At 35.6% G+C, this 22,108-nt stretch carries 21 protein-coding genes and 3 riboswitches; of the genes, 17 read left to right on the top strand and 4 right to left on the bottom strand.

The features are described 5' to 3' along the window. Positions 1-99: 99 nt before the first annotated feature. Positions 100-2,289, bottom strand: coding sequence for a DNA topoisomerase III (gene topB, locus AC3WTA_RS26175; RefSeq protein WP_000047265.1), 2,190 nt, complete (start codon positions 2,287-2,289; stop codon positions 100-102). Between the two features lie 277 nt (positions 2,290-2,566). Beyond that, a riboswitch (TPP riboswitch) is annotated at positions 2,567-2,676 on the top strand. Positions 2,677-2,748: 72 nt separating this feature from the next. Here topB and thiM point away from each other — a divergent pair. After that, positions 2,749-3,555: a hydroxyethylthiazole kinase gene (gene thiM, locus AC3WTA_RS26170; protein ID WP_001056109.1), complete on the top strand. Its 807-nt coding sequence runs from the start codon at positions 2,749-2,751 to the stop codon at positions 3,553-3,555. Positions 3,556-3,571: 16 nt separating this feature from the next. Next, positions 3,572-4,231 (top strand): thiamine phosphate synthase, encoded by a 660-nt coding sequence (gene thiE / locus AC3WTA_RS26165; protein WP_000087091.1) that lies wholly within the window; start codon positions 3,572-3,574, stop codon positions 4,229-4,231. Between the two features lie 115 nt (positions 4,232-4,346). Here the strand turns inward: thiE and AC3WTA_RS26160 are convergent, their stop codons facing one another. Then, positions 4,347-5,660 carry an anaerobic C4-dicarboxylate transporter family protein gene (locus tag AC3WTA_RS26160; protein ID WP_000498714.1) on the bottom strand — a complete coding sequence of 438 codons (1,314 nt, stop codon included), beginning with the start codon at positions 5,658-5,660 and terminating at the stop codon, positions 4,347-4,349. A gap of 283 nt (positions 5,661-5,943) precedes the next feature. Then, positions 5,944-6,028, top strand: a riboswitch (cyclic di-GMP riboswitch). Between the two features lie 143 nt (positions 6,029-6,171). Between AC3WTA_RS26160 and AC3WTA_RS26155 the strand changes: the two genes are divergently transcribed. From AC3WTA_RS26155 to AC3WTA_RS26125, 7 genes are all read left to right on the top strand, one after another. Next, on the top strand, positions 6,172-7,911 hold the full coding sequence (locus tag AC3WTA_RS26155) for a methyl-accepting chemotaxis protein (protein WP_001234176.1): 1,740 nt from the start codon (positions 6,172-6,174) through the stop codon (positions 7,909-7,911). Between the two features lie 61 nt (positions 7,912-7,972). Further along, positions 7,973-8,074, top strand: a riboswitch (TPP riboswitch). A 101-nt stretch (positions 8,075-8,175) separates the two neighbouring features. After that, entirely contained in the window at positions 8,176-8,496 is a 321-nt protein-coding gene (locus tag AC3WTA_RS26150) for an MTH1187 family thiamine-binding protein (protein ID WP_000082904.1), read from the top strand. Continuing rightward, positions 8,468-9,241, top strand: a complete 774-nt coding sequence (locus tag AC3WTA_RS26145) for an ABC transporter permease (protein ID WP_001057159.1) — start codon at positions 8,468-8,470, stop codon at positions 9,239-9,241. The genes AC3WTA_RS26150 and AC3WTA_RS26145 overlap by 29 nt, the downstream gene beginning before the upstream one ends. After that, positions 9,238-10,236, top strand: coding sequence for an ABC transporter substrate-binding protein (locus tag AC3WTA_RS26140; RefSeq protein ID WP_000715558.1), 999 nt, complete (start codon positions 9,238-9,240; stop codon positions 10,234-10,236). Before AC3WTA_RS26145 ends, AC3WTA_RS26140 begins: the two co-directional genes overlap by 4 nt. Continuing rightward, positions 10,233-10,982, top strand: coding sequence for an ABC transporter ATP-binding protein (locus AC3WTA_RS26135; protein WP_000016075.1), 750 nt, complete (start codon positions 10,233-10,235; stop codon positions 10,980-10,982). Before AC3WTA_RS26140 ends, AC3WTA_RS26135 begins: the two co-directional genes overlap by 4 nt. Positions 10,983-11,048: 66 nt before the next feature. Then, positions 11,049-11,822 (top strand): hypothetical protein, encoded by a 774-nt coding sequence (locus tag AC3WTA_RS26130; RefSeq protein WP_000835390.1) that lies wholly within the window; start codon positions 11,049-11,051, stop codon positions 11,820-11,822. A 305-nt stretch (positions 11,823-12,127) separates the two neighbouring features. Beyond that, positions 12,128-13,672 carry an ABC-F family ATP-binding cassette domain-containing protein gene (locus AC3WTA_RS26125; RefSeq protein WP_000025963.1) on the top strand — a complete coding sequence of 515 codons (1,545 nt, stop codon included), beginning with the start codon at positions 12,128-12,130 and terminating at the stop codon, positions 13,670-13,672. A gap of 446 nt (positions 13,673-14,118) precedes the next feature. On the opposite strand, the gene AC3WTA_RS26120 is transcribed toward AC3WTA_RS26125, so the two are convergent. Further along, positions 14,119-16,143, bottom strand: coding sequence for a glycosyl hydrolase family 18 protein (locus AC3WTA_RS26120; protein ID WP_492333077.1), 2,025 nt, complete (start codon positions 16,141-16,143; stop codon positions 14,119-14,121). A 523-nt stretch (positions 16,144-16,666) separates the two neighbouring features. Here AC3WTA_RS26120 and AC3WTA_RS26115 point away from each other — a divergent pair. From AC3WTA_RS26115 to AC3WTA_RS26080, 8 genes are all read left to right on the top strand, one after another. Further along, positions 16,667-17,029: a DnaJ family domain-containing protein gene (locus AC3WTA_RS26115; RefSeq protein WP_000382357.1), complete on the top strand. Its 363-nt coding sequence runs from the start codon at positions 16,667-16,669 to the stop codon at positions 17,027-17,029. A 168-nt stretch (positions 17,030-17,197) separates the two neighbouring features. Continuing rightward, positions 17,198-17,512 (top strand): thioredoxin family protein, encoded by a 315-nt coding sequence (locus AC3WTA_RS26110; protein ID WP_001091217.1) that lies wholly within the window; start codon positions 17,198-17,200, stop codon positions 17,510-17,512. Positions 17,513-17,525: 13 nt separating this feature from the next. Next, entirely contained in the window at positions 17,526-17,777 is a 252-nt protein-coding gene (locus tag AC3WTA_RS26105; RefSeq protein WP_000394367.1) for a hypothetical protein, read from the top strand. A gap of 125 nt (positions 17,778-17,902) precedes the next feature. Continuing rightward, the gene (locus AC3WTA_RS26100) at positions 17,903-18,046 is read left to right on the top strand and encodes a hypothetical protein (protein WP_000817980.1); all 144 of its coding nucleotides are present in this window, start codon (positions 17,903-17,905) and stop codon (positions 18,044-18,046) included. A gap of 80 nt (positions 18,047-18,126) precedes the next feature. Then, the gene (locus AC3WTA_RS26095; RefSeq protein ID WP_001254438.1) at positions 18,127-18,708 is read left to right on the top strand and encodes a TetR/AcrR family transcriptional regulator; all 582 of its coding nucleotides are present in this window, start codon (positions 18,127-18,129) and stop codon (positions 18,706-18,708) included. A gap of 66 nt (positions 18,709-18,774) precedes the next feature. After that, positions 18,775-20,007: an MFS transporter gene (locus tag AC3WTA_RS26090; RefSeq protein ID WP_000992541.1), complete on the top strand. Its 1,233-nt coding sequence runs from the start codon at positions 18,775-18,777 to the stop codon at positions 20,005-20,007. Between the two features lie 56 nt (positions 20,008-20,063). Continuing rightward, positions 20,064-20,315 carry a helix-turn-helix transcriptional regulator gene (locus AC3WTA_RS26085; RefSeq protein WP_002070345.1) on the top strand — a complete coding sequence of 84 codons (252 nt, stop codon included), beginning with the start codon at positions 20,064-20,066 and terminating at the stop codon, positions 20,313-20,315. 12 nt (positions 20,316-20,327) lie between these two features. Then, a complete protein-coding gene (locus AC3WTA_RS26080) occupies positions 20,328-20,720 on the top strand; it encodes a hypothetical protein (RefSeq protein WP_000514016.1) in 393 nt (130 codons plus the stop codon). A gap of 44 nt (positions 20,721-20,764) precedes the next feature. Here the strand turns inward: AC3WTA_RS26080 and AC3WTA_RS26075 are convergent, their stop codons facing one another. After that, positions 20,765-22,048, bottom strand: a complete 1,284-nt coding sequence (locus AC3WTA_RS26075) for an MFS transporter (RefSeq protein ID WP_000738835.1) — start codon at positions 22,046-22,048, stop codon at positions 20,765-20,767. Positions 22,049-22,108 lie beyond the last annotated feature (60 nt).

Below are 22,108 nucleotides of genomic sequence, written 5' to 3'. Positions count from 1 at the left end.
TGAGTCCATATAAATATAGAACTCAGGTTGCTTAGTTGCGCTTTTTTAATACTGTCTACTTGACAGGGGTCACTGCAATAGAGGTAGGAACCTTTTTATTTAATCAAATTTTAATTTCTTTAATGCTTCTGCGAATGGATTATTTAATGGTTCTTCCTCTTTGTTCTGTTGTTTCATATATTTTTGGACGTCACGTTTATCAGCTTTGCTGCCGGATTCTTTTTTACGTCTCTCTTGGAATGTAGAAAGTTTCTCGCGATAGCCACATTTACATGCGAAAATTTGTCCGGCACCTTCACCACGTAATTCTAACTTCTTCTTACATTGTGGGCAACGAGCGTTTGTTGTACGAGATACATTTTTACGATGACCACATTCACGGTCTTGGCAAACGAGCATTTTTCCTTTTTTGCCGTTTACCTCCAGCATTGGTTTACCACAGTCTGGACAAGACTTCGTTGAAATGTTGTCATGTTTATATTTTTTATCACTTGATTTAATTTCAGAAACAATTTCTTTCGTATAGTTCTTCATTTCTGAAATGAATACTTCTTTTTTCAGTTTACCCTTCGCAATTGCTTCAAGCTTTTGTTCCCATTCACCAGTTAGTGTAGGTGATTTTAACTCTTCTGGAACTAAATCAAGTAACTGACGGCCTTTTGAAGTAATGTGAATATCTTTACCACGTTTTTCAAGTAAGAATGAATTGAATAGCTTGTCGATAATATCAGCTCGTGTCGCTACAGTACCTAATCCACCAGTTGATTTTAACGTGTCAGCAAGTTGTTTGTTTTGCGTATCCATATATTTTGTAGGATTTTCCATTGCTGAAAGTAAAGTCGCTTCGTTAAATCGTGCAGGTGCTTTTGTTTGACCTGATGTTTGCATAATTAACTTTACAGTTAATGTATCGCCTTTTTCAATGTGAGGTAGAAGTTGTTCTTTTACGTCATCAGTTATATCATCATCTTCAAAGCGATTTTCATATACTTCTTTCCAACCGGCATGTAGAATAGTTTTTCCACGTGCGATGAACGTTTCATTGCCAACTTTTGTGCGTAACGTTAGTTGTTCATATTCAAAGGCCGGGAATAAAACAGCTAAGAAACGTTTTACAACTAAATCATAAATTTTACGTTCTTTATCTGTGAAGGCCGAGAAGTTAACGTATCCTTCTGTCGGAATAATTGCGTGATGATCACTTACTTTACTATCATCAACAAATGACTTATTAGACTTGATAGGCTTTTGTAATACTTTATGTGCTAAAGGACGGTACTCTCCAACGCCACATGCTTTTAGACGTTCTGGAAGTGTTCCAACGATATCAGATGAAATATAGCGTGAATCTGTACGAGGGTACGTTAGCACTTTATGTTGCTCATACAATTTCTGCATAATGTTTAACGTTTCTTTCGCAGAGTAACCGAACTTTTTATTTGCATCACGTTGTAATTCAGTTAAATCGTAAAGACCAGGAGAGAATGACTTCTTCTGTTTTTTATCAATTTCCACAACAGTAGCATTATGTTTATCTAAACCTTTTACAATACCATCAATTTTTTCTTTATTAAAACTGCGGCTATTACCATTTGCATCTTGCCAAGTTAGTTTTAACTGATTCGTTGTTTGTGCTTCGATGCCGTAGTAAGTTTGAGCTTTGAAGTTCTTTATTTCATCTTCACGATTAGCGATCATAGCGACAGTAGGTGTTTGCACGCGGCCGCAATTCAGCTGGGCATTAAAGCGAGTAGTTAATGCTCGAGTCGCATTAAGGCCGATATACCAGTCAGCCTCTGAACGTGCAACTGCTGAAGCGTATAAATTGTCATATGCTTTACCTGGTTTTAAATTTGCAAAACCATCTTTAATTGCTTTATCAGTAACAGATGAAATCCATAAACGCTTAATAGGCTTCTGTATTTTAACTTTATCGATAATCCAACGTGCGACTAATTCGCCTTCACGTCCAGCATCTGTCGCTACAATAATTTCATTTACATCTTTTCTAAGTAGCTGACTTTTTACAGCATTAAATTGTTTCCCAGTTTGTTTAATAACTGTTAATTTCAAACGCTCAGGTAGCATCGGTAAATCTTCTAAATTCCACTTTTTATATTTCACATCATAGCTTTCTGGATCTGCTAATGTAACAAGGTGACCTAAAGCCCAAGTTACAATATATTTACTACCTTCAAGGTAGCCGTTTCCCTTTTTATCGCACTTCAGTACGCGAGCGATATCACGTGCAACAGAAGGCTTTTCAGCGATTATAACGCTTTTTGACATATTAAAAACATCCTTTCAAATTTCCATACGTTAACTATAGCATACATCTTCTTGAGATTCAGTTTCGCTCCATGTTTGATCGGTTTTTTGTGGAGTGAACAAAATCTGTTTGAAATCAAATGATAGCGACAGAACATAATATGCAATATGATGAGACTATGAAAAATAGATCCTTATTTATTATGCTTATTGTTTTATCAGTTTCTTCTATAATTAAATAGAAAAGTAAAGAACTTGTTATTTTAGTAGAATAAGAGTAGACTTTGAAGTAGATGAATACTAAACACATGGGAGTTTGTGGATGCAAACTGAGAGTATGACTAATCCGTCATTGACCATTTGAACCTGTTGGATAATGCCAGCGTAGGGAGAGTGTAAAAGCACATGTTCAGGCACTTTGCGTACGCGCAAAGTGCCCTTTTGTGTATCTCCCATCACAATAGTTAGGGGATGAGAAGGATGAATATGAAAGAAATTAGTAAAGTAGTGGATTTGGTGAGAGAATCTAATCCGCTCGTTCATAATATTACAAATGTTGTTGTAACAAACTTTACAGCTAACGGTTTGTTAGCGTTAGGGGCATCGCCTGTAATGGCGTATGCAAAAGAAGAAGTAGCAGAAATGGCTAGCATTGCTGGAGCGTTAGTATTAAATATGGGGACACTTCGTCCTGAAGAAGTAGAAGCGATGTTACTTGCGGGTAAATCAGCAAATGTGAACAATGTACCAGTACTGTTTGATCCAGTTGGTGCAGGAGCAACATCGTATCGAACAGAAGTTGCGAGACATATTCCGGCTGAAATTGATTTAGCGATTATTCGCGGAAATGCAGCTGAAATAGCAAACGTTATTAATGAGAGCTGGGAAATTAAAGGGGTAGACGTCGGTGCTGGAAATGGCAATGTCGTAAGTATTGCAAGGCAGGCAGCGGATGAATTAAATACAGTAGCGGTGATTACTGGAAAAGAAGATGTTGTTACAGATGGAGAGCGAGCGATTCTTATTCGAAATGGTCACTCTATTTTAACGAAGGTTACGGGAACTGGTTGTTTACTAACTTCTGTAATAGGAGCATTTGTAGCAGTAGAAAAGGATTATGTAAAGGCAGCAGTAGCGGCATTAACGTTTTATGGTGTAGCTGCGGAACTGGCAGCTGTTAAGACAGTGGAAAAGGGACCTGGTAGTTTCCAAATTGAATTTTTAAATCAGTTAGCAAATACAACTTCAGATGATATTGAGAAGTATGGGAAGATTGAGCTTATATAGTAAGGAGGGGAACTAGATGTCGCGTATTACAAAGGCTGAAATGTCTAGATTATTATCAGTATATTTTATTATGGGAAGTAACAATTGTGCGAAGGAGCCACTACAAGTATTGAGAGATGCACTTGAAGGCGGTATAACAATTTTTCAATTTCGTGAAAAGGGGGGAGGCGCTTTAACGGGAGAGAAACGTATTTGTTTCGCGAAAGAAATACAAGCAGTCTGTAAGGAGTACGGTGTACCATTCATCGTAAATGATGATGTGGAACTAGCTCTCGAGTTAGATGCAGATGGCGTGCATGTTGGACAAGATGATGAAGGAATTACTTCTGTTCGTGAAAAAATGGGAGATAAAATTGTTGGTGTATCTACCCATACAATTGAAGAAGCACGCTGGGCAATTGAAAACGGAGCTGATTATTTAGGTGTTGGCCCTATTTTCCCAACGAGTACGAAAAAAGATACGAAAGCAGTGCAAGGAACGAAAGGTTTAGCTCATTTTAGAGAACAAGAAATTATAATACCAATCGTTGGGATTGGTGGGATTACAATTGAAAATACCGCTTCGGTTATAGAAGCCGGTGCGGACGGTGTTTCTGTTATTTCCGCGATTAGTTTAGCTGAATCTCCGTATGAAAGTACGAAGAAGCTAGTAGAGGAAGTAAATAGGAGTTTGTAGGAAAAGGGAACTTCACAAAAATAGTAAAAAACATAATGGACGGTTAAAAATATTTAAACAAACGTTTGATTAAAAAAGCACAAACCCTTTAAAATTGTAGGTTTGTGCTTTTTCTTTAAAACATAATTGATATTAAGAGCATTCCAATTCCGATAGAAGTGAATGTTGCGATTAGGCCTGGAATCATAAAGCTATGATTTAAAACATATTTACCAATGCCTGTTGTACCAGTGCGATCAAAGTTAATGGCAGCAACGATCGTTCCATAGTTTGGAATGAAGAAATATCCATTTACTGCAGGGAACATTGCGATTAGTAGTGCTGGTGGAATACCGAGTGATAATCCAAGAGGCATTAAAGCACGTACTGTTGCTGCTTGGCTATATAGTAAAATAGATAGAATGAATAATGCGATGGCAAATAGCCATGGTGCACTTGTTACTAGGTGCTGAATTGATCCTTGAATCATATTTAAGTTTCCGTTAAAGAAAGTATCTCCCATCCAAGCGATACCGAAAATAGCAACAACTGCTGTTGCCCCCGCTTTAAAGACGTTACCAGACACGATGCTTTCTACATTTGGTTTGCAGAAAATAATAATAAGAGCTGCGATAGTTAACATAACCATTTCAATTGTGTTTGGCATGGAAAGACGAACTAACTTCCCGTCAACCACCCATCCTGGACGAAGTGCTTCAAATGAACCGAGAAGTACGACAAGGAAAGTTCCTACTAAGAAAAGGATAACGGATAGTTTAGCGCCTTTTAAACCAACAAATTCTTTCTTCTCTTCAATTTTAGGAATCATTCCTTCTTTTAAACGTTTCAAGTATTCAGGGTCTTCATTTAATTCTTTCCCCATTTTGCTAGCAACAAATGCAGCTACCATACAAGCGATGAAGGTAGAAGGAATACTTACTTTTAAAATATCTAATAAAGTGATTTTATAGTCAGCTAGCATTGCTAAAAGTGCAACTGTCGCAGCTGATATAGGGCTAGCTGTAATTGCTTGTTGGGAAGCGATTACGGCAATTGACATTGGTCGTTCCGGTCTAATCCCAGATTCGCGAGAGACTTCTGCGATAACAGGAAGTACAGAATAAGCAACGTGACCAGTTCCTGCGCACAGTGTAAATAAATAAGTAACAATTGGAGCAAAGAATGTAATGCGCTTTGGATTTTTTCGCAATGCTTTCTCAGCCAGATGAACAAGGTAGTCCATTCCTCCAGCAGCTTGCAGTGCACCGGCAGCTGTAATTACTGCTAAAATCATAAGCATTACATCAATAGGAGGAGCTGTAGGTTGTAAGTGGAAGACGAAAACAAGTATTGCCATACCAACGCCACCCATTACTCCTAGCCCAACTCCGCCTAGGCGTGCGCCAATAAAAATGCAGAGTAGTAACGTAAGAAATTGTAGCCAAAACATGATAAACTACCTCCGAAATTCATTAGTTAAGATATATTTGAATAATTTAATTTGAACGAAAATTAAAACAAATACTCAAAATAATCCTTGTGTTATATACATTTTTTATTATATAACACAAGAAATGTAACATTCACGAACTTTGTTAAATTATTTCGAAAAAATAATGCATTGAAACTTTACATTTGCATCTCTAAATAGGTAGACATTTTAATTTTTATGTTGTAATCTTTGATAGAGAATAATTTAATTCTCATAGAACTCCCATATCGTTCAACTCGTTCAGCGAGAAAGGCAAACTGATGGAAACATTAGGACGCAAAACTACAGGAGCTAAGGCCGAAAGGTTATGCTAGCCAGTTACCGGACGGATAGGGTTGGTCTTGACCAATGCTCTTTTCATTGGTCTTTTTTTTGTTTATAAAAAAATGAGAACCGTTATCGTTTATTAATAAGGTGTATATTTTAATAGCGTTACTTTATAGTAAGTTAATTAAGAAAGGTGATGTTAATGAGAAAATATTGGCATAAGCTATCATTTCTTCAAAAAAATGTATTGTTAACTGTGTTAGTTATTTTGACGCTTGTTGGTACTATGGGAGCGTTAAGTTTTAACATGTTTCAAAATAGTATGATGTCTATATTTGAAAGGCATTCTTTTGAAACAGGAGATACGGTATTACATAAATTAGACGAACAAATAGTGAGAGATGTTACAAAAGACCCAGTGGCACAAAGAGAAAAGAGAGAGAAGTTAACAGAGAAATTAGATGAAGCAACGGAAGAATTGAATAGTGTTGGACAAACGTATATTGTTGGAGCAAAAGAAAATGAAAAAGGTGAGCTACAAATCATTGATTTGTCTACAGGTTTAGCAAATGTTGTTGAAGTAAGGCCGGGAGAATATTATAAACAACCAGATCTTTGGATGAAAGCATATGATAAAGTAATGAGCACGAAAAAAGCAAACATGACAGTAGTATATGAAGATCTATTAGGGTCATGGGTAACGATATTAGAGCCAATTAAAGATGGAGACGGAAATATTGTGGCAATTGTTGCAGCCGATGTAGATGCTTCGATTGTTCCTATTACAAAGGAAAAATTCATTATACAAGGTTTAATGTTTATTTGTATTTCTGTTTTAATTGCAACTGTTATTCAATTCTTAATTGTGCGTAACGCACTTGCTCCATTGCGAGATTTACGTGAAGGATTACGCAAAGTCGGTGAAGGTGATTTAAGTATTAAGTTAGAGGAAAGACCAGATGATATTGGTATTATTAATTCGTATTTTAATAATACCATCGAGAAGTTTAAAGGAATTGTAGATAAAGTGAAGCAGACAGCAGAACAGGTTTCCTCATCTTCACAAGAATTGTCAGTGAGTACGAAAGAGAATAGTATGGCGGTTCAAGAAATTGTAAGTTCTATGGTTGAGTTAAGAGCTAGCGCTCAGTCACAAGAAACGTCAGTACCACAGTATTTAGGTATTGTATATGAAATGGAAGATAAGATGGAAGAGATAAAAAATGCTGCAGAACAAATGGCGAAAGAGTCTGAAGGTATGGAGCATCATTCAGTAAAAGGAAATGGTGTTATTGAAAAGACGATGAATCAAATGATTATAATACAAAATGCAGTACAAGATTTATCTTCTATTATGTATTCTTTGGAAACAAAATCAAAAGAAATTAGTGATATAGTAACTGTAATTACAGGTATTTCAAATCAAACTAATTCGTTAGCGTTACATGCTTCTATTGAAGCTTCACGTGCTGAAGCAACCGGAAAGGGATTTGCTGTTGTTGCTGATGAAGTGAGTAAATTAGCAGAGCAGACGGAAGCATCAGCAAAAGATATAGCAAAATTAATAGGGGAAACACAAGCTGAAACGAAAGAAGCTATTGTTTCAATACAAAAAGCTTCAAAAGAAGTAGAATCTGGAATTGAATTTGTTCAAAGTAGTGGTGCTTTCTTTGAAAAAAATTCAAAATCAGCACAATCTGTTACAAATCAAGTTAGAGCTGTTTTTAGCAATTCAAGTGATATATTGCAAAATAGCCAAAATATTGTTCGTGTCGTAAATGAACTATCACATATCGCAAATATGTATGCGAATAGTAGTAGTAATATTGAAACGAGTATGAAAGAACAGGAAATGTCTGTACAAGATATTGCCGAATTAGCGAGTTCTTTAAGATGGCTTTCACAGGAGTTACAAGAGTTAATTGGGGAATTTAAAAGTTAAATGAAATGATTATACATGCTTTTGTTTGTTCAATAAAATAAATCATGCTACAATGAAAACGAATTAAGGACCGGGGAGCCAATTGGCTGAGAGGATGTAAATAAACATCGACCCTCCACCTGATCTGGATAATGCCAGCGTAGGGAGTTACTTAAAGTGATGTAGCATATGTTATTCTATAATAACTTGCATACAAGGCTTTCCTACGCAGTAGGAAAGCCTTTTCTTGTTTTAAAATTTTAATTTTATAAGGGGGATTTTACTATGTCACAACAAGTTACAATGTCATTTTCAGTAGTACCACAAGCAAAAACAAAAGATGTATATTCTGTTGTTGATAAAGCAATTGAAGTTGTACAACAATCGGGAGTTCGTTATGAAGTAGGAGCAATGGAAACAACGCTGGAAGGAGAATTAGATGTACTTCTTGATGTCATTAAACGTGCGCAACAAGCTTGTGTAGATGCTGGAGCAGAAGAAGTGATTACTTCTATTAAAATCCATTATCGTCCAAGCACTGGTGTAACGATAGATGAAAAGGTTTGGAAGTACCGTGATGAATATGCAAAACCAGAAGCAATCTAAAATAATTACAACAATTTGGCTTATCCTTCTCATAGCGATATGGGAAGGATCTGTTTCATTATTTAAAATTGAACCGTGGATTTTACCGAAGCCTTCTGCCATTGTTCAAGAATTAATTGGAATGAAAGATTTACTATTACCGAATACGATGCAAACACTGCAAGAGGTTTTAATTGGACTATTCTTTGCAATTTTAATTGGGACAAGTATTGCAATTATTATGGACGTTATCCCTTTATTTCGTATTTTAATAAATCCGTTGCTTGTTATTTCGCAAACAATTCCAATCGTTGTACTTGCACCGTTATTTATTATTTGGTTTGGATATGGAATGCTACCGAAAGTAATGGTAGTAATACTCGTTTGTTTCTTCCCGATTGCGCTTAGCATTTTAGAAGGTTTTCAAACAGTAGATAAAAATATGTTGAAGTTGTTGCAAACGATGAAGGCAACGAAATGGCAAGTTTACCAGAAAGTAAAGTTTCCAGCAGTGCTTCCATACTTTTTCTCAGGTTTAAAAATTGCAGTTACATATAGCGTAATGGGAGCGATTATTGGGGAATGGCTCGGTGCCAGTGAAGGATTAGGAGTTATGCTTACGAGAGCTACAAAATCCTTTTTAACAGCCCGAGTATTTGGTGTGGCAGCAATTATTGTTATGGTGACACTATGTCTGTATTTTATCGTGGAGTTTATGGCAAGAATAACAGCACCATGGATATATAGAAAGGACGGCAGGAAATGAAAAAAGGTTTAAAAGTTATGTTGGCTGCCTTATTAGCAGTAGGTGTGGCTGGATGTAATCCGGCGAAGAAAGAAGAAAGTGCAAGTAAAGATCAAAAAGTAAAAGTAGTATTAGATTGGTTTCCAAATACGAATCATACTGGCTTATATGTAGCGCAAACGAAAGATTATTATAAAAAGCAAGGCTTAGATGTAGAAATTATTCAGCCTGGTGATAATGTGACAGCGGAGCAAATGATAGCTTCCGGAAAAGCTGACTTCGCAATAAGCGCACAAGAAAATGTAACGTTGGCTCGTGTAGAAGGTATTCCTGTTGTATCTGTCGGAGCGATTATTCAGCATAACACTTCAGCTTTTGCATCGCTTAAGAAAGATAACATGACTTCACCGAAAGATTTTGAAGGTAAACGTTACGGAGGCTGGGGAGGACCAGCAGAAGAAGCAACGCTGAAGACAATCATGGAGAAGCATCAAGCTGATTTTAATAAAGTTGAAAAAATCATCTTAGGACAAACAGATTTCTTTAAATCAATCGGTCGTGATGCAGACTTTGAATGGATATATTACGGATGGGATGGAATTGAAGCGAAGCGCCAAGGAAAAGAGTTAAATACGATTATGGTGAAAGACTTAGACCCAGCGCTTGATTTCTATAGCCCTGTTATTATTACGAGTGAAAAACATACGAAGCAAGATAAAGACTTTGTGAAAAAGTTTATGAGTGCAACGACAGAAGGTTATAATTTTGCAATTAAAGAACCGAAAGAAGCTGCTGATATTTTAATTAAAGCAGTTCCAGATGTGAATAAAGAATTAGTACAAGAAAGTCAAAAATGGTTAAGTACGAAGTATCAAGATGATGCAAAAGCGTGGGGAGTACAGAAGGAAGAAGTTTGGACGAATTACATGAATTTCTTATATGATAACAAAGTTATTAAGAAGAAAATTGATGTGAAAGATGCCTTTACAAATGAGTTCCTTCCAAGTGAAAAATGAGTGGATTACAAATAAAAGAGATTGTAAAAGCTTTTGATGGAAAGAATGTATTGGCAAATATTAGTGCTTCTATACGAGAGGGAGAGTTCGTTTCCTTTGTAGGACCGAGTGGTTGCGGGAAAAGCACATTATTAAATATGATTGCAAATGTTGAAAGCCCAACAAGTGGGAATGTAACGTATAAGGATAGGCACGTACAAGAGCAAGATGTTGTAAGTTATATGCCGCAACAAGATTTATTATTACCTTGGCGATCAGCTTTGCAAAATATAGTTCTTCCATTGGAAATCGAAGGGAAACCGAAAAAACAAAGGCTGACAGAGGGAATGGAAGCATTAAAGCAATTTGAACTAGATGAATATGCAGACCATTATCCAGATGAATTGTCTGGTGGTATGCGTCAAAGAATTAGTTTTTTGCGCACATATTTATGTGAAAAGCCAATTATGCTACTTGATGAGCCTTTTGGAAAATTAGATGCCTTTACAAAAATGGAAGTACATAGCTGGCTTTTAAACTCTTGGCACCAAGAGAAGCAAACAATCGTTATGGTTACACACGACCTAGATGAGGCAATCTTGCTTTCAGATCGCGTATTTATTTTATCTCAAAGACCAGCCTCAATAGTTGGTGAGGTACAAGTGAAATTACCTAGACCGAGAACGATGGATATGTTAACATCACTTGAGTTAAAGAAGGATAAGGAAGAAATTCTGAGAGTATTAGCTCCTTATATGAAAAAATAGAAAAAGTCTTTTAACAGTTTTTGGTATAATTACTGTTAAGAGGCTTTTTTATATAGGGGGAGAAAGATGAAATCTATAGAGAAAATAGTTGATTCATTAACGCCGGACAATCTTGAAGAAGGAAAGTCCTTATTAAAAAATCATATTTTATTAATGAAGTATGGTATGGAACATCATGAATTAAAAGAAGAAGAGATGTCAGAAGTTTTAAAGTGGGTTCAAGGCCGGAATCAATTGAGAGAAGATGTTCCAGAATTACGCGATTTACATTTAATTAAAAAGTTTCAAGTGGTATTAGATGAATTTATTCATTCTATAATTTCAAATGGTTATGTGGAAGATGCGGTAGAAGTTTTAGAGAGTGTATTAAAAAGTATGGGAGCAGTCGCTCATATTGTAAAAATTATGTTTGTTGGCAAAAGAAAAGTTAATAGAAATTCTTTAGAAATGGTAGAAGAGTTAAAACGAGAGTGCTACAACTTAATGGAACAGCGTGCTGCTGTCGGGTTGCATGCTCAAATCTTTCATGTTTTAGGTTTTGTTCATTCCATTCAGTTTGATTTAGAAGAAAGGTCGCAGGAACATGGACGAACTGTAATAGGCCTTTTAACGGATTTTAAGACGAAGGAATTGAAATCTGTACAACAATTTCAAAACGAAGAACATATTCCAGAAGTGAAAAATATGGTTAGTAAAGAGTATGGGGTAGAACTACAAAGAAGAATTTATATTTGGAAATCGTTAACGCTCATCTTTACAAGTCCATATGCATTAGAAAAGATGTATAAAGAAATTTACGCAGAAAATGAAAAAGCGGAGAAGGAACAAAAGAAAAAATAGAGAATAGAATATAACAGAGTAGTTTATACTCTTAATATAACAAATGTTAAAGGAGTGAAAGGATAAAATGACTTTATCAACTGTTCTTCAAATGGTTTTAGCTTGATGCGGGAGAAGTCTGCCCATTTTTAACGATTAAGCTAAATTGAAGACAGCAGGTAAAGAACCTTAATCCTTTTTTACTATAATATGTAATGGGTAAGGTGTATTCACCTTACCCATTTTTTATATATACAATTAAATAAGGCTTTATACTGTTGCTCTCTCTATTTAGCTTATGAACTATAAGTAGAGGAGAGAAAAAAATGAGTATATTAACAGTAGAAAATGTAAGTCATTCGTATGGTGAGAAAACCATTTTATATAATGCGTGTTTTCGACTATTAAAGGGCGAGCATGTTGGGTTAGTTGGGAAAAATGGAATTGGAAAATCAACATTGTTAAGGATTTTAACAGGAGAACTTATACATGATGACGGAAACATTGAATGGTTTCCACATGTGAAGATAGGTTTTTTACAGCAGCATATGGATTTACAAGAAGGAATAACAATTGAGGGATACTTACAAAGTGCATTTTCTAATTTGTATGCGGTTGAATGTGAAATGTTAAAAATTGCTGAAGAAATGAATGGAGCAGGAGAAATAGAACGACTGTTAGTAAAGTATGGAGAATTACAAACTATATTGGAAAGTTCTAATTTCTATCAAATTCATACAGAAATTGAAGAAGTAGCAATCGGTTTAGGTTTATTTGAAATCGGGCTTAAAAAGGATGTTTCACAGTTAAGTGGAGGACAGCGAACAAAGTTATTACTTGGGAAGCTCCTTTTAGAAAAAGCTGATGTTTTATTGCTAGATGAGCCAACAAACTATTTAGATACAGCCCATATAGAATGGTTGCAATCGTATTTGAGACTGTATGAAAAAGCTTATGTGATCATTTCACATAACGAAGTATTTTTGAACAGTATTACAAATGTTATTTATCATCTAGAAGAACGGAAAGTGAAGCGGTACGTAGGAAGTTATGAAAAATTTGTGCAAAGTTATCAATTGCAAAGGAAACAATTACAATCGGCGCATGCGAAACAACAAAAAGAAATTGCTCAGTTAGAAACATTTATTCAAAAAAATAAAATTCGAAAAGCGAAACAGGCCAAAAGTCGAGAGAAAGTATTGGAGAAAATGCAAAGGATTGAAAAGGTTAATCATGTACCTCGATCCCGTTTTGATTTCAATGTTTATGAGGAGCCAGTTAGTCGCATATTACAGGCTGAAAAACTAAGGATAGGATATAGTTCTCCGTTATGTCCAGAATTGAATTTGCAAGTGAAAAAAGGAGAAAAGATAGCGATTGTTGGTCATAATGGAATTGGAAAAACGACAATGTTAAAAACGTTATTAGGTCAAATAAAGCCGCTAAGCGGTTCAATTTCTGTTGGAGAACGAGTAAATCCTGCTTATTTTGCGCAGGAAGAGTTTGCTTTAGAAACAACACCATTAGAAAAAGTTTGGGCAGAACGACCAGATATGACAAAGAAAGAAGTACGCCAAGCATTAGCAAAGTGTGGATTGAAAGAAGAACATGTATTAAAACCTATTCGTTTATTAAGCGGCGGGGAACAAACGAAAGTACGTTTATGTGAACTTATCGTAACGAAAAGCAATGTTTTAATTTTAGATGAACCGACTAATCATTTGGATATAGAAACAAAGAAATCTTTGCAGGAAGGATTACAACAATATAAAGGAACAGTTTTACTTGTCTCACATGAGCCGTCTTTCTATGAAGCATGGATAACAAAAGTATGGAATATAGAAGAATGGGATGCTGAACGATATGAATAAAGAAAAGGCATTAGCTTGTATAAGCTAATGCCTTTTCTTTGTGATTAACATGATTTTCGAGAACTCTTACATGAGAATTGTATGAAGAAGCACTCTTATGGTGCGCTTATAAGCGTGCTTTTTCTTATGTTATGTTTATATTTAGATGCCTTTCCCTAACAGGCGACTATCTTTCTTTATATATATAGATAGTTTGAAATGGAATAAAAATAATTCCTATATGTAAAGGATAATGTGATTAGTATAGGAAGACAATAGAACTTAAAGGAAATTCATGTAAAATTCAGATGAACTTCACATGAACTTCATATTAGAAACTAAATATGATTATAATAGGTTATTGTAATATCGATTTGTGATTTTTCATAAAATTAAAAGTTTGAATTTAGGATAGAGCACTCAAACCTAAATTCAAACTTTAGTGAAATAATTAATGGAGGTTACGCTTAGTTTTCGCTAATGGATGCATTTACAAGTTCGGCGGGAGTGCCTGTTCCTGCTCCTCCGATTGTAATCGATCCACCAGGAAGAATTTCACCATTCCATCCTGCATTCGTAATTACGTAATGATTATTTATTTTACTACTAATTTTAGAATCCCAAACTTGTGTTAAATTGCCGTTATAATCAAATTCTAATTTCCAGTTTTTAATAGGGGTCGTTCCGCTATTTTTAATTACAATCGAGAAGTTGTAACCACTTCCCCAATTTGAAGTGACTGAAAAGGTAGCATTGCTATTTCCACCAGGAGGTGTTGTGTTAGCTTCATCTGTTTTTACAAGAATGGAAGTAGGCTGTGATTTATTCCCAGCAGCATCCTTTGCTAATACTGAAAAGGTGTATTCTGTATTAGGTTTTAAGTTTTTAATTGTAATACTATTTGTTGTTGTACTCCATTTCTCTTCTCCGGCAGTAATTTCATACTCATTAACTCCTACGTTATCAGTAGATGCAATCCAGTTTAATTGAACTAAGTTTGAATTTTTATTTGTAACAGCAATATTTTTTACGTTTGTTGGTGGTTCAGTATCTTTTTGAGTAATAGGTCCACCAAGTAATTCTTTTACTAGCGTATCAAGTAATTTTGGCCCACTACAACTATATTTTGGACTTGTACGGCAATCCCCGCTTATTTCCCAAAACAGTGCGCCACTTAAACCCTTTGTCTTTATATAGTCTGTTTTATATTTCATAGATTCGTTGTCATCATAGCTAATAAACGTGCCTGTAGTCGCATTATATAAATAAGGTACTTTCGCTACATCGTTCCAGTGGCGAACAAAACCATTTTTATTAACATAATTAGCTGCTAAATCACCATAATCGTACACACCTGTGTCACCGGTAGAATAATCATCCCAAGTACCTTTAGAAGCGAGCTTTCCGTCACTACCTGGTTTACAAGGTTGGTATTGCCCATTATTTTCTTTTCCGCAACTTTTCCATCCACGTCCGTAAAAAGGTACACCTAATACGAGTTTATCCGCTGGAACCCCTTCATTTGTATAAATGTCTATCGCACCATCTACGTAAAATTTCGTATCCGCCGCTGGGTCATTTGGATCTTTGTATAGTGCTGCATTATGGTTAGAAGTAGCTTCCCAGCCACCGTGGAAATCATATGTCATAATATTAATCCAATCCAGTATTTGAGAGGTTTTCTTTAGCTCTGTATGATCCGCATAACGTTGGCTTGCACCTGACGCGATTGTTAGTAAATATTGTTTCCCATCTTCTGCAGTAGCTTTCGTTAATGCATTTCGAACATCTTGAAGGAGTAGGGTGAAGTTTTGTTTATCTTCAGGACGATAACTACCACCAGGAATCGTTTCAACACCCGGGTATTCCCAGTCTAAATCAACGCCGTCAAATCCATATTCGCGAAGAAAAGCTACTGTAGATTCAGCGAATACTTTTCTTGTTTTTTCATCAGCGGCCATATCAGAAAAACGGTTAGACCAAGTCCAGCCACCAACGGAAATAATTGTTTTTAAGTGAGGATACTTAGCTTTTAATCGTTTCAGTTCTCCGAAATTTCCACAACGGGCGTATTTATCACAATCTTCCCAAGTAGTACCTGATCCCGGATAAGATTTTGTGACATCAGCCCATGGTTCACCGAGTACGAGAGTGCCATTAGGAACCTCTTTATTTTGCAGTGGTACACCAGACTCTTTACAGTTCCACGTTTGTTTATTTGGATTATCGGGGTGAGTAGAAGGGTTTCCATGTTTTCCATTCCAGCAAATATCAGCGAAAGCATAGTTTAAATGAGTTAGCTTTGATGCATCAATGTCTGCAACTTGATAATTACGTCCGTAAATGCCCCATGAAGGAAAATACCCAACAATTTTTTGACCTTGCTTTGGTGAATCTGCTAATGCAACATTTGGAGTAATAAAGTTTGTGAGAAAAAGAGGTAAGAAGAGTAGTAGAGATAGTAATAGCAGTGTGAATTTTTTTGAGCTCATAGTCATTTCTCCTTTCAAAATAAAAGATATATTTAAAGGCATGCGCCAATAAACCAAAGTGAATCTAGACGTATGAAACGTCTAGATAAAGTGAAACTTTAATCAGTGGGGGGGGCTTCATCCCCCACTGATTATTAGTTGAACCAATCGGACTTTTATGGGCAGTTGATCCCCCACCTAACTTCTTTGCTTTCGCTAAATTTTGAGGTGGGGGTCTTACTGCCCATTAAAGCGGGATAAAAATGATAAGACATCACGAAGTCTATACAAGGGAGCTGGGGGTGATTAAATCGTAGCAAATGTAAGATTTAGTGTAAACGCTTTATTTGATTCGGAAAGATTTTCTCAATATGAAATGGCTCTAACACAGACTACACATGAAAATAAAATATTGATTAGGGAGGAAAAGGCTCCTTGTAATTAAATTTGAGAAAAAATTGTATAAAGTCAATTTGTAAAAGCGTAGCAAGATGAGAAAATATCATGTAAAATAATAGTAAAAATATGTAAAGGAGCGAATGGTGTGGATGTCTTTTTGAACATTGCTGAAGAAAAAATTCGACAAGCAATACGGAATGGAGACCTTGATCATATTCCGGGAAAAGGAAAACCACTACAATTAGAAGACCTTTCAATGGTACCTCCAGAACTTAGAATGAGTTACAAAATCTTAAAAAATGCGGGTATGATTCCACCAGAAATGGAACTACAAAAAGATATATTAAAAATAGAAGACTTAATTGCGTGCTGTTATGATGAAGTAGAGAAAAAAGAATTACAAGAAGAGTTAACAGCAAAAACGCTGCGTTTTCAGCAGGTAATGGAAAAGAGAAAGATTAAAGATAATTCAGCTTTTCGTATGTATCAGGATAAAGTGAAACTTTAATCAGTGGGGAGGTTCATCCTCCACTGATTATTAGTTGAACCAATCGGGCATTTACGGGCAGTTGACCTCTCACCTAACTTCTTTGCCTCAGCTGGATTTTGAGGTGAGAGTCTTACTGCCCCGTTATGCGGGGTAAAGTATTTCTTAAATTACGCTAAGAGGGATAAGATGAATACATTTGAAACGATAGAAGAATTAGCGACATATATTGAAGGACAACAATTAGTACTGCTGTTTATTAAAACGGAAAATTGTGGTGTTTGTGATGTTATGCTAAGAAAAGTAAATTGCGTATTAGAGAATTATGATTACGTAGAGAAAGTAGAAATATTACTACAAGGCATGCAAGAGATCGCGGGGCGATATGCAGTATTTACAGGACCAACAGTTTTATTATTTTATAATGGAAAAGAGATCCTTCGTGAATCACGCTTTATTTCACTTGAAAATCTAGAAAGAACCATTCAATTATTCGAAGATTAAGGGAGGTTTTTATATGGAATTTATTATTGTCATACTATTATTTGTTGTAGTTGGAACAATTGTAACAGCAGTTCGATCGAACAAAAAGAAGGTAAATCTTACGAAACAAAATAACATTCATAATTCATCTAACAACTCATCACCATTATTTTTCTTTGCTGGATCTGATAATGATAGCTCGCATGGAGGTTCACATGATTGTGGAGGATCTTTCGGTGGAGATAGCGGAGGCAGCTGCGATGGTGGCGGAGGTGGCGGTGATTGATGAAAATGCGCCTTATATAGGCGTATTTCTTTTTAAACAAACGTTTGATTAGTTGGCTTACATATGCATAACAACAGTTAAACAAACGTTTGATTAATATTTTTAACGTACTAAGGGGAATAGAAATGAAAAGGGAACCGAAAGTGAAAAATAAGGGGAAAGTAGTGTTATTTTTATTAGCTGCAGGAGGCGTATTTCTTATTAAATTAGGATTTAAAATTGGAATAATACATATGATTCGAACGTGGTTTGAAAGTACGTTTTCTTAAATAAGGAATATAGCCTCTTGTAATAGAGGTTTTTAATTTGTTATTATTAGACTGAACGGTCGGTTTAAAGAGGTGTAAATATGAGAAGAAGTGCAGAAGAGATAAAGAAAGAAATTGCATATAAAGCAGAAAGTCTGTTTTCACAGAAGGGCTATGCAGCTACATCTATGGAAGAGATTTGTGAAATTACAGAGCGAAGTAAAGGAAGCATTTATTATCACTTTAAAAGTAAAGAAGAATTATTTTTATTTGTAGTAAAACAGCATACGTATGATTGGCTTGAAAAATGGAATGAAAAAGAGAAGTTGTATAGTACGAATACTGAAAAACTATATGGCCTCGCGGAATATCATGTCGAGGACATACAGCAACCAATTTCAAATGCAATAGAGGAATTCTCTATGAGCCAAGTTGTAAGTAAAGAGATTTTGGATGAACTATTGGCTTTAACTAGAGAATCATATGTTATGTTTGAGAAACTAATTGGAGCAGGCATACAGTCTGGAGAGTTTCGTGAAGATAATACGCGCGATCTTATGTATATTGTGAATGGATTATTATCAGGGCTTGGAGTACTTTACTACGAGTTAGATTATAAAGAACTGCAACGTATTTATAAAAAGGCAATAGATGTATTGTTAAAAGGAATGGCAGCTGAATAATAGGTCAGTTGCTTTTCTTACAAAATAAATTAGACCGAACGGTCGGTTTATGAAAGGGGAATGAAAATGAACGCTTTATTTAAAAACCGAGCATTTATGCTCGTTATGGCATCTGATATTTTACAACAATTTGCAATTTGGATTAGAAATATGGCTCTTTTATATTTCATAATGGAGCGAACGAATAATGATCCAGTTTCAGTTTCGTTGTTATCGGTTATGGAATATGCACCTATTTTTATTTTCTCGTTTATCGGTGGTGCACTAGCTGATCGCTGGAATCCGAAAAGAACGATGGTTGCTGGAGACGCATTAAGCGTACTGTCTATTATAGGAATTGTCTTGTTGTTAAAGTTAGATTATTGGCAGGCTATATTTTTTGCAACACTCATTTCCGCGATTGTAGGTCAGTTTTCTCAGCCATCATCTTCGCGTATATTTAAGCGCTACGTAAAAGAAGAGCAGGTAGCAAATGCGATTGCATTTAACCAAACGTTACAGTCATTATTTCTGATTTTTGGGCCAGTAGTAGGATCGCTTGTGTACACACAACTTGGTTTATTTACGTCACTATATAGCTTAATCATTTTATTTTTGTTATCTGCTATTGCTCTTTCGTTTTTACCAAAATGGGTGGAACAAGAGCAAGTGGCGAGAGATTCATTAAAAAATGATATAAAAGAAGGGTGGAAATACGTTCTTCATACGAAAAATTTACGTATGATTACGATCACTTTCACCATTATGGGCTTAGCTGTTGGACTAACGAATCCATTAGAAGTGTTTCTTGTAATAGAACGGCTTGGAATGGAAAAAGAAGCAGTTCAATATTTAGCCGCAGCTGATGGAATAGGTATGTTAATTGGTGGTATTGTTGCTGCAGTTTTCGCTTCAAAAGTGAATCCGAAAAAGATGTTTGTATTCGGTATGAGCATATTAGCGATGTCATTTTTAGTAGAAGGGCTATCTACATCATTTTGGATTACTAGTTTTATGAGATTTGGCACAGGTATTTGTTTAGCTTGTGTTAATATCGTTGTCGGTACGCTTATGATTCAACTTGTACCAGAAAATATGGTTGGAAGAGTAAATGGAACAATTTTGCCACTGTTTATGGGGGCGATGTTAATCGGAACTTCACTAGCTGGAGGATTGAAGGAGATGACCTCACTAGTTACTGTATTTTGTATAGCAATGTCACTTATTTTATTTGCGATAGGACCAGTTCTACGCATGCAAATAAATAAAGAAGATGTCGCTAATAAAGAGGAACTAACAAATTCGTTAGCCTCGAAATAGCTATTGTAAGGGAGCAGAATTGCTCCCTTTTCTTGTGGCAATCTTTTGACAATGACATGCCCCAACTATATACTGATGATGTAAAAACGATTTTACAGGTTAGGAGAAATGGTGTGAAAAATCAAATCTATGAATTACGCACTGAAAACAATATTTCACAAGGTGCATTGGCTGATAAGTGTAAAGTTTCTAGACAGACGATAAATGCAATTGAGAATAATAAATATGATCCAAGCTTAGCGTTAGCATTCCGTTTAGCTGAAGTATTAGGAACAACTGTTGATAAACTATTTTTGTACAAGTTGTAGGGGGAGTAGTTGTTGGGGAAAGAGAAAATAAGCCTTGTAGTTACGGCATTAGTAGCTATAAGTACGTTAGTGTTTGCACTTTATTATTGGTTAACTGAACTTCAAGTAAACTGGTATGCACTATTTATTTGTAGCATCACATTACATTATATGTTTAAAAGTTTGGCATCGCATAATGTGGAAGGGGCAACGGAGGAGAAAGAAGATGTAGAAAAACATGTATTAAAAACAAGTGCAAATGTTACGTATTATGTACTTGTTGTATTAATTTTTGGTTTGTTTTTCGCATCGGTAGGTTTTAATAAATGGATTGATTTTCATAACATACCGCTTTTGTTTGCGTTATGCGCTGCGATAGTTGTAAAGCCGGCTGTAGAATTTTTAATTGTAAGACGTTATCGCTAAAACTAAAGAAAAGATCCTCTTCTCATGAGAAGAGGATCTTTTTCTTATAGCGTTTTAGTTTTTGGACTAGGTGGTGTAACGGATGTATCATTTTCGGGAACTCTAGTTAGTAAGAATCCACCGATAACGAACAGCACAATAATACTAAGGACACCAGCGTTGGTTTTTCCTGTTAATTGCGTTGTAACACCGACTAATACTGGACCCATAATTGCCGCGAATTTACCAAAGATATTATAAAATCCGAAGAATTCATTTGCAGATTCTTTTGGTACTAGTTTAGCAAAATAGGAACGACTAAGTGCTTGAATACCACCTTGAGAAGTGGCAACTAACATTGCTAAAATCCAGAAATCGAGTGTCGTTTTTAAGAAATAAGCATATATGCAGATAATGATATAAATAATAATACCGACGTATAGCATTTTTTTACCTGTAAATGTTTCTGATAATTTTCCGTATAATAAGGCGAATGGACAAGCTACAATTTGTGTGACAAATAAGATGATTAATAGATTCGTTGCACTAATACCGAGATCTGTTCCGTAAGCGGTAGACATAGTAATAATTGTATCGACCCCGTCAATGTAGAAGAAGTAAGCAATTAGGAACATAAAGACCGTTTTATATTCTTTAATATTTTTAAAAGTATCAGCAAGGCGTTTGAAGCTCATTGCAATTGGTCTAGGGTGACGTTCAATATAGTGCGTTTGCTCTACGTTTTTTAGCATTGGAATTGTAAATAATCCCCACCAAAGAGCTGTTATTGCGAATGAAATTTGACTGGCAATGCCGACTGATAAAGGGATAGTGCCTTTTTGAGCAAGAATAATAAGAGCGATACAACCGATGAAAGGAATAGTACTCCCAATATAGCCTAATGCAAAGCCTCGTGTAGAAATTCGGTCCATTCTATCTTTAGAGGTAACATCTACTAAAAATGCATCATAAAAAATGTTTGCTCCCGCAAAACCGACTAATGCGAGCATATAGCAGCCTAATAATAAGTACCACTGAGACGTTGGGACGACTGCTAGCATACTTGTAAATACGATACCGAGTCCAAAGAAGAATGTGAAAAATCGTTTTTTAAATCCTTTATAATCAGCAACTGTGCCGAGAATAGGAGCAAGTATAGAAATTAAAAGTGTAGCGAAAGAGTTCGCATATCCCCAATATGCCGTTGAAGTTGCACCAGATAGTCCGGCTTCTTTTGCAGCTGCTTTAAAGTAAATTGGAAATAATGCAGTGGTAATGACGAGCGAATATACCGAATTCGCCCAATCGTATAATATCCAGCTTTTTTCTTGTCTGGACATTTTTTTCATATAATGTTCCCCCTTAAATTTGTTCTACTAACAGTGTACAAAAATAAAAATTATAAAAAG

This window comes from Bacillus sp. EB106-07-01-XG149 (genome assembly GCF_058791555.1).
The sequence above is the reverse complement of the archived record's forward strand: the minus strand, read 5'-3'. Positions and strand labels throughout refer to the sequence as shown.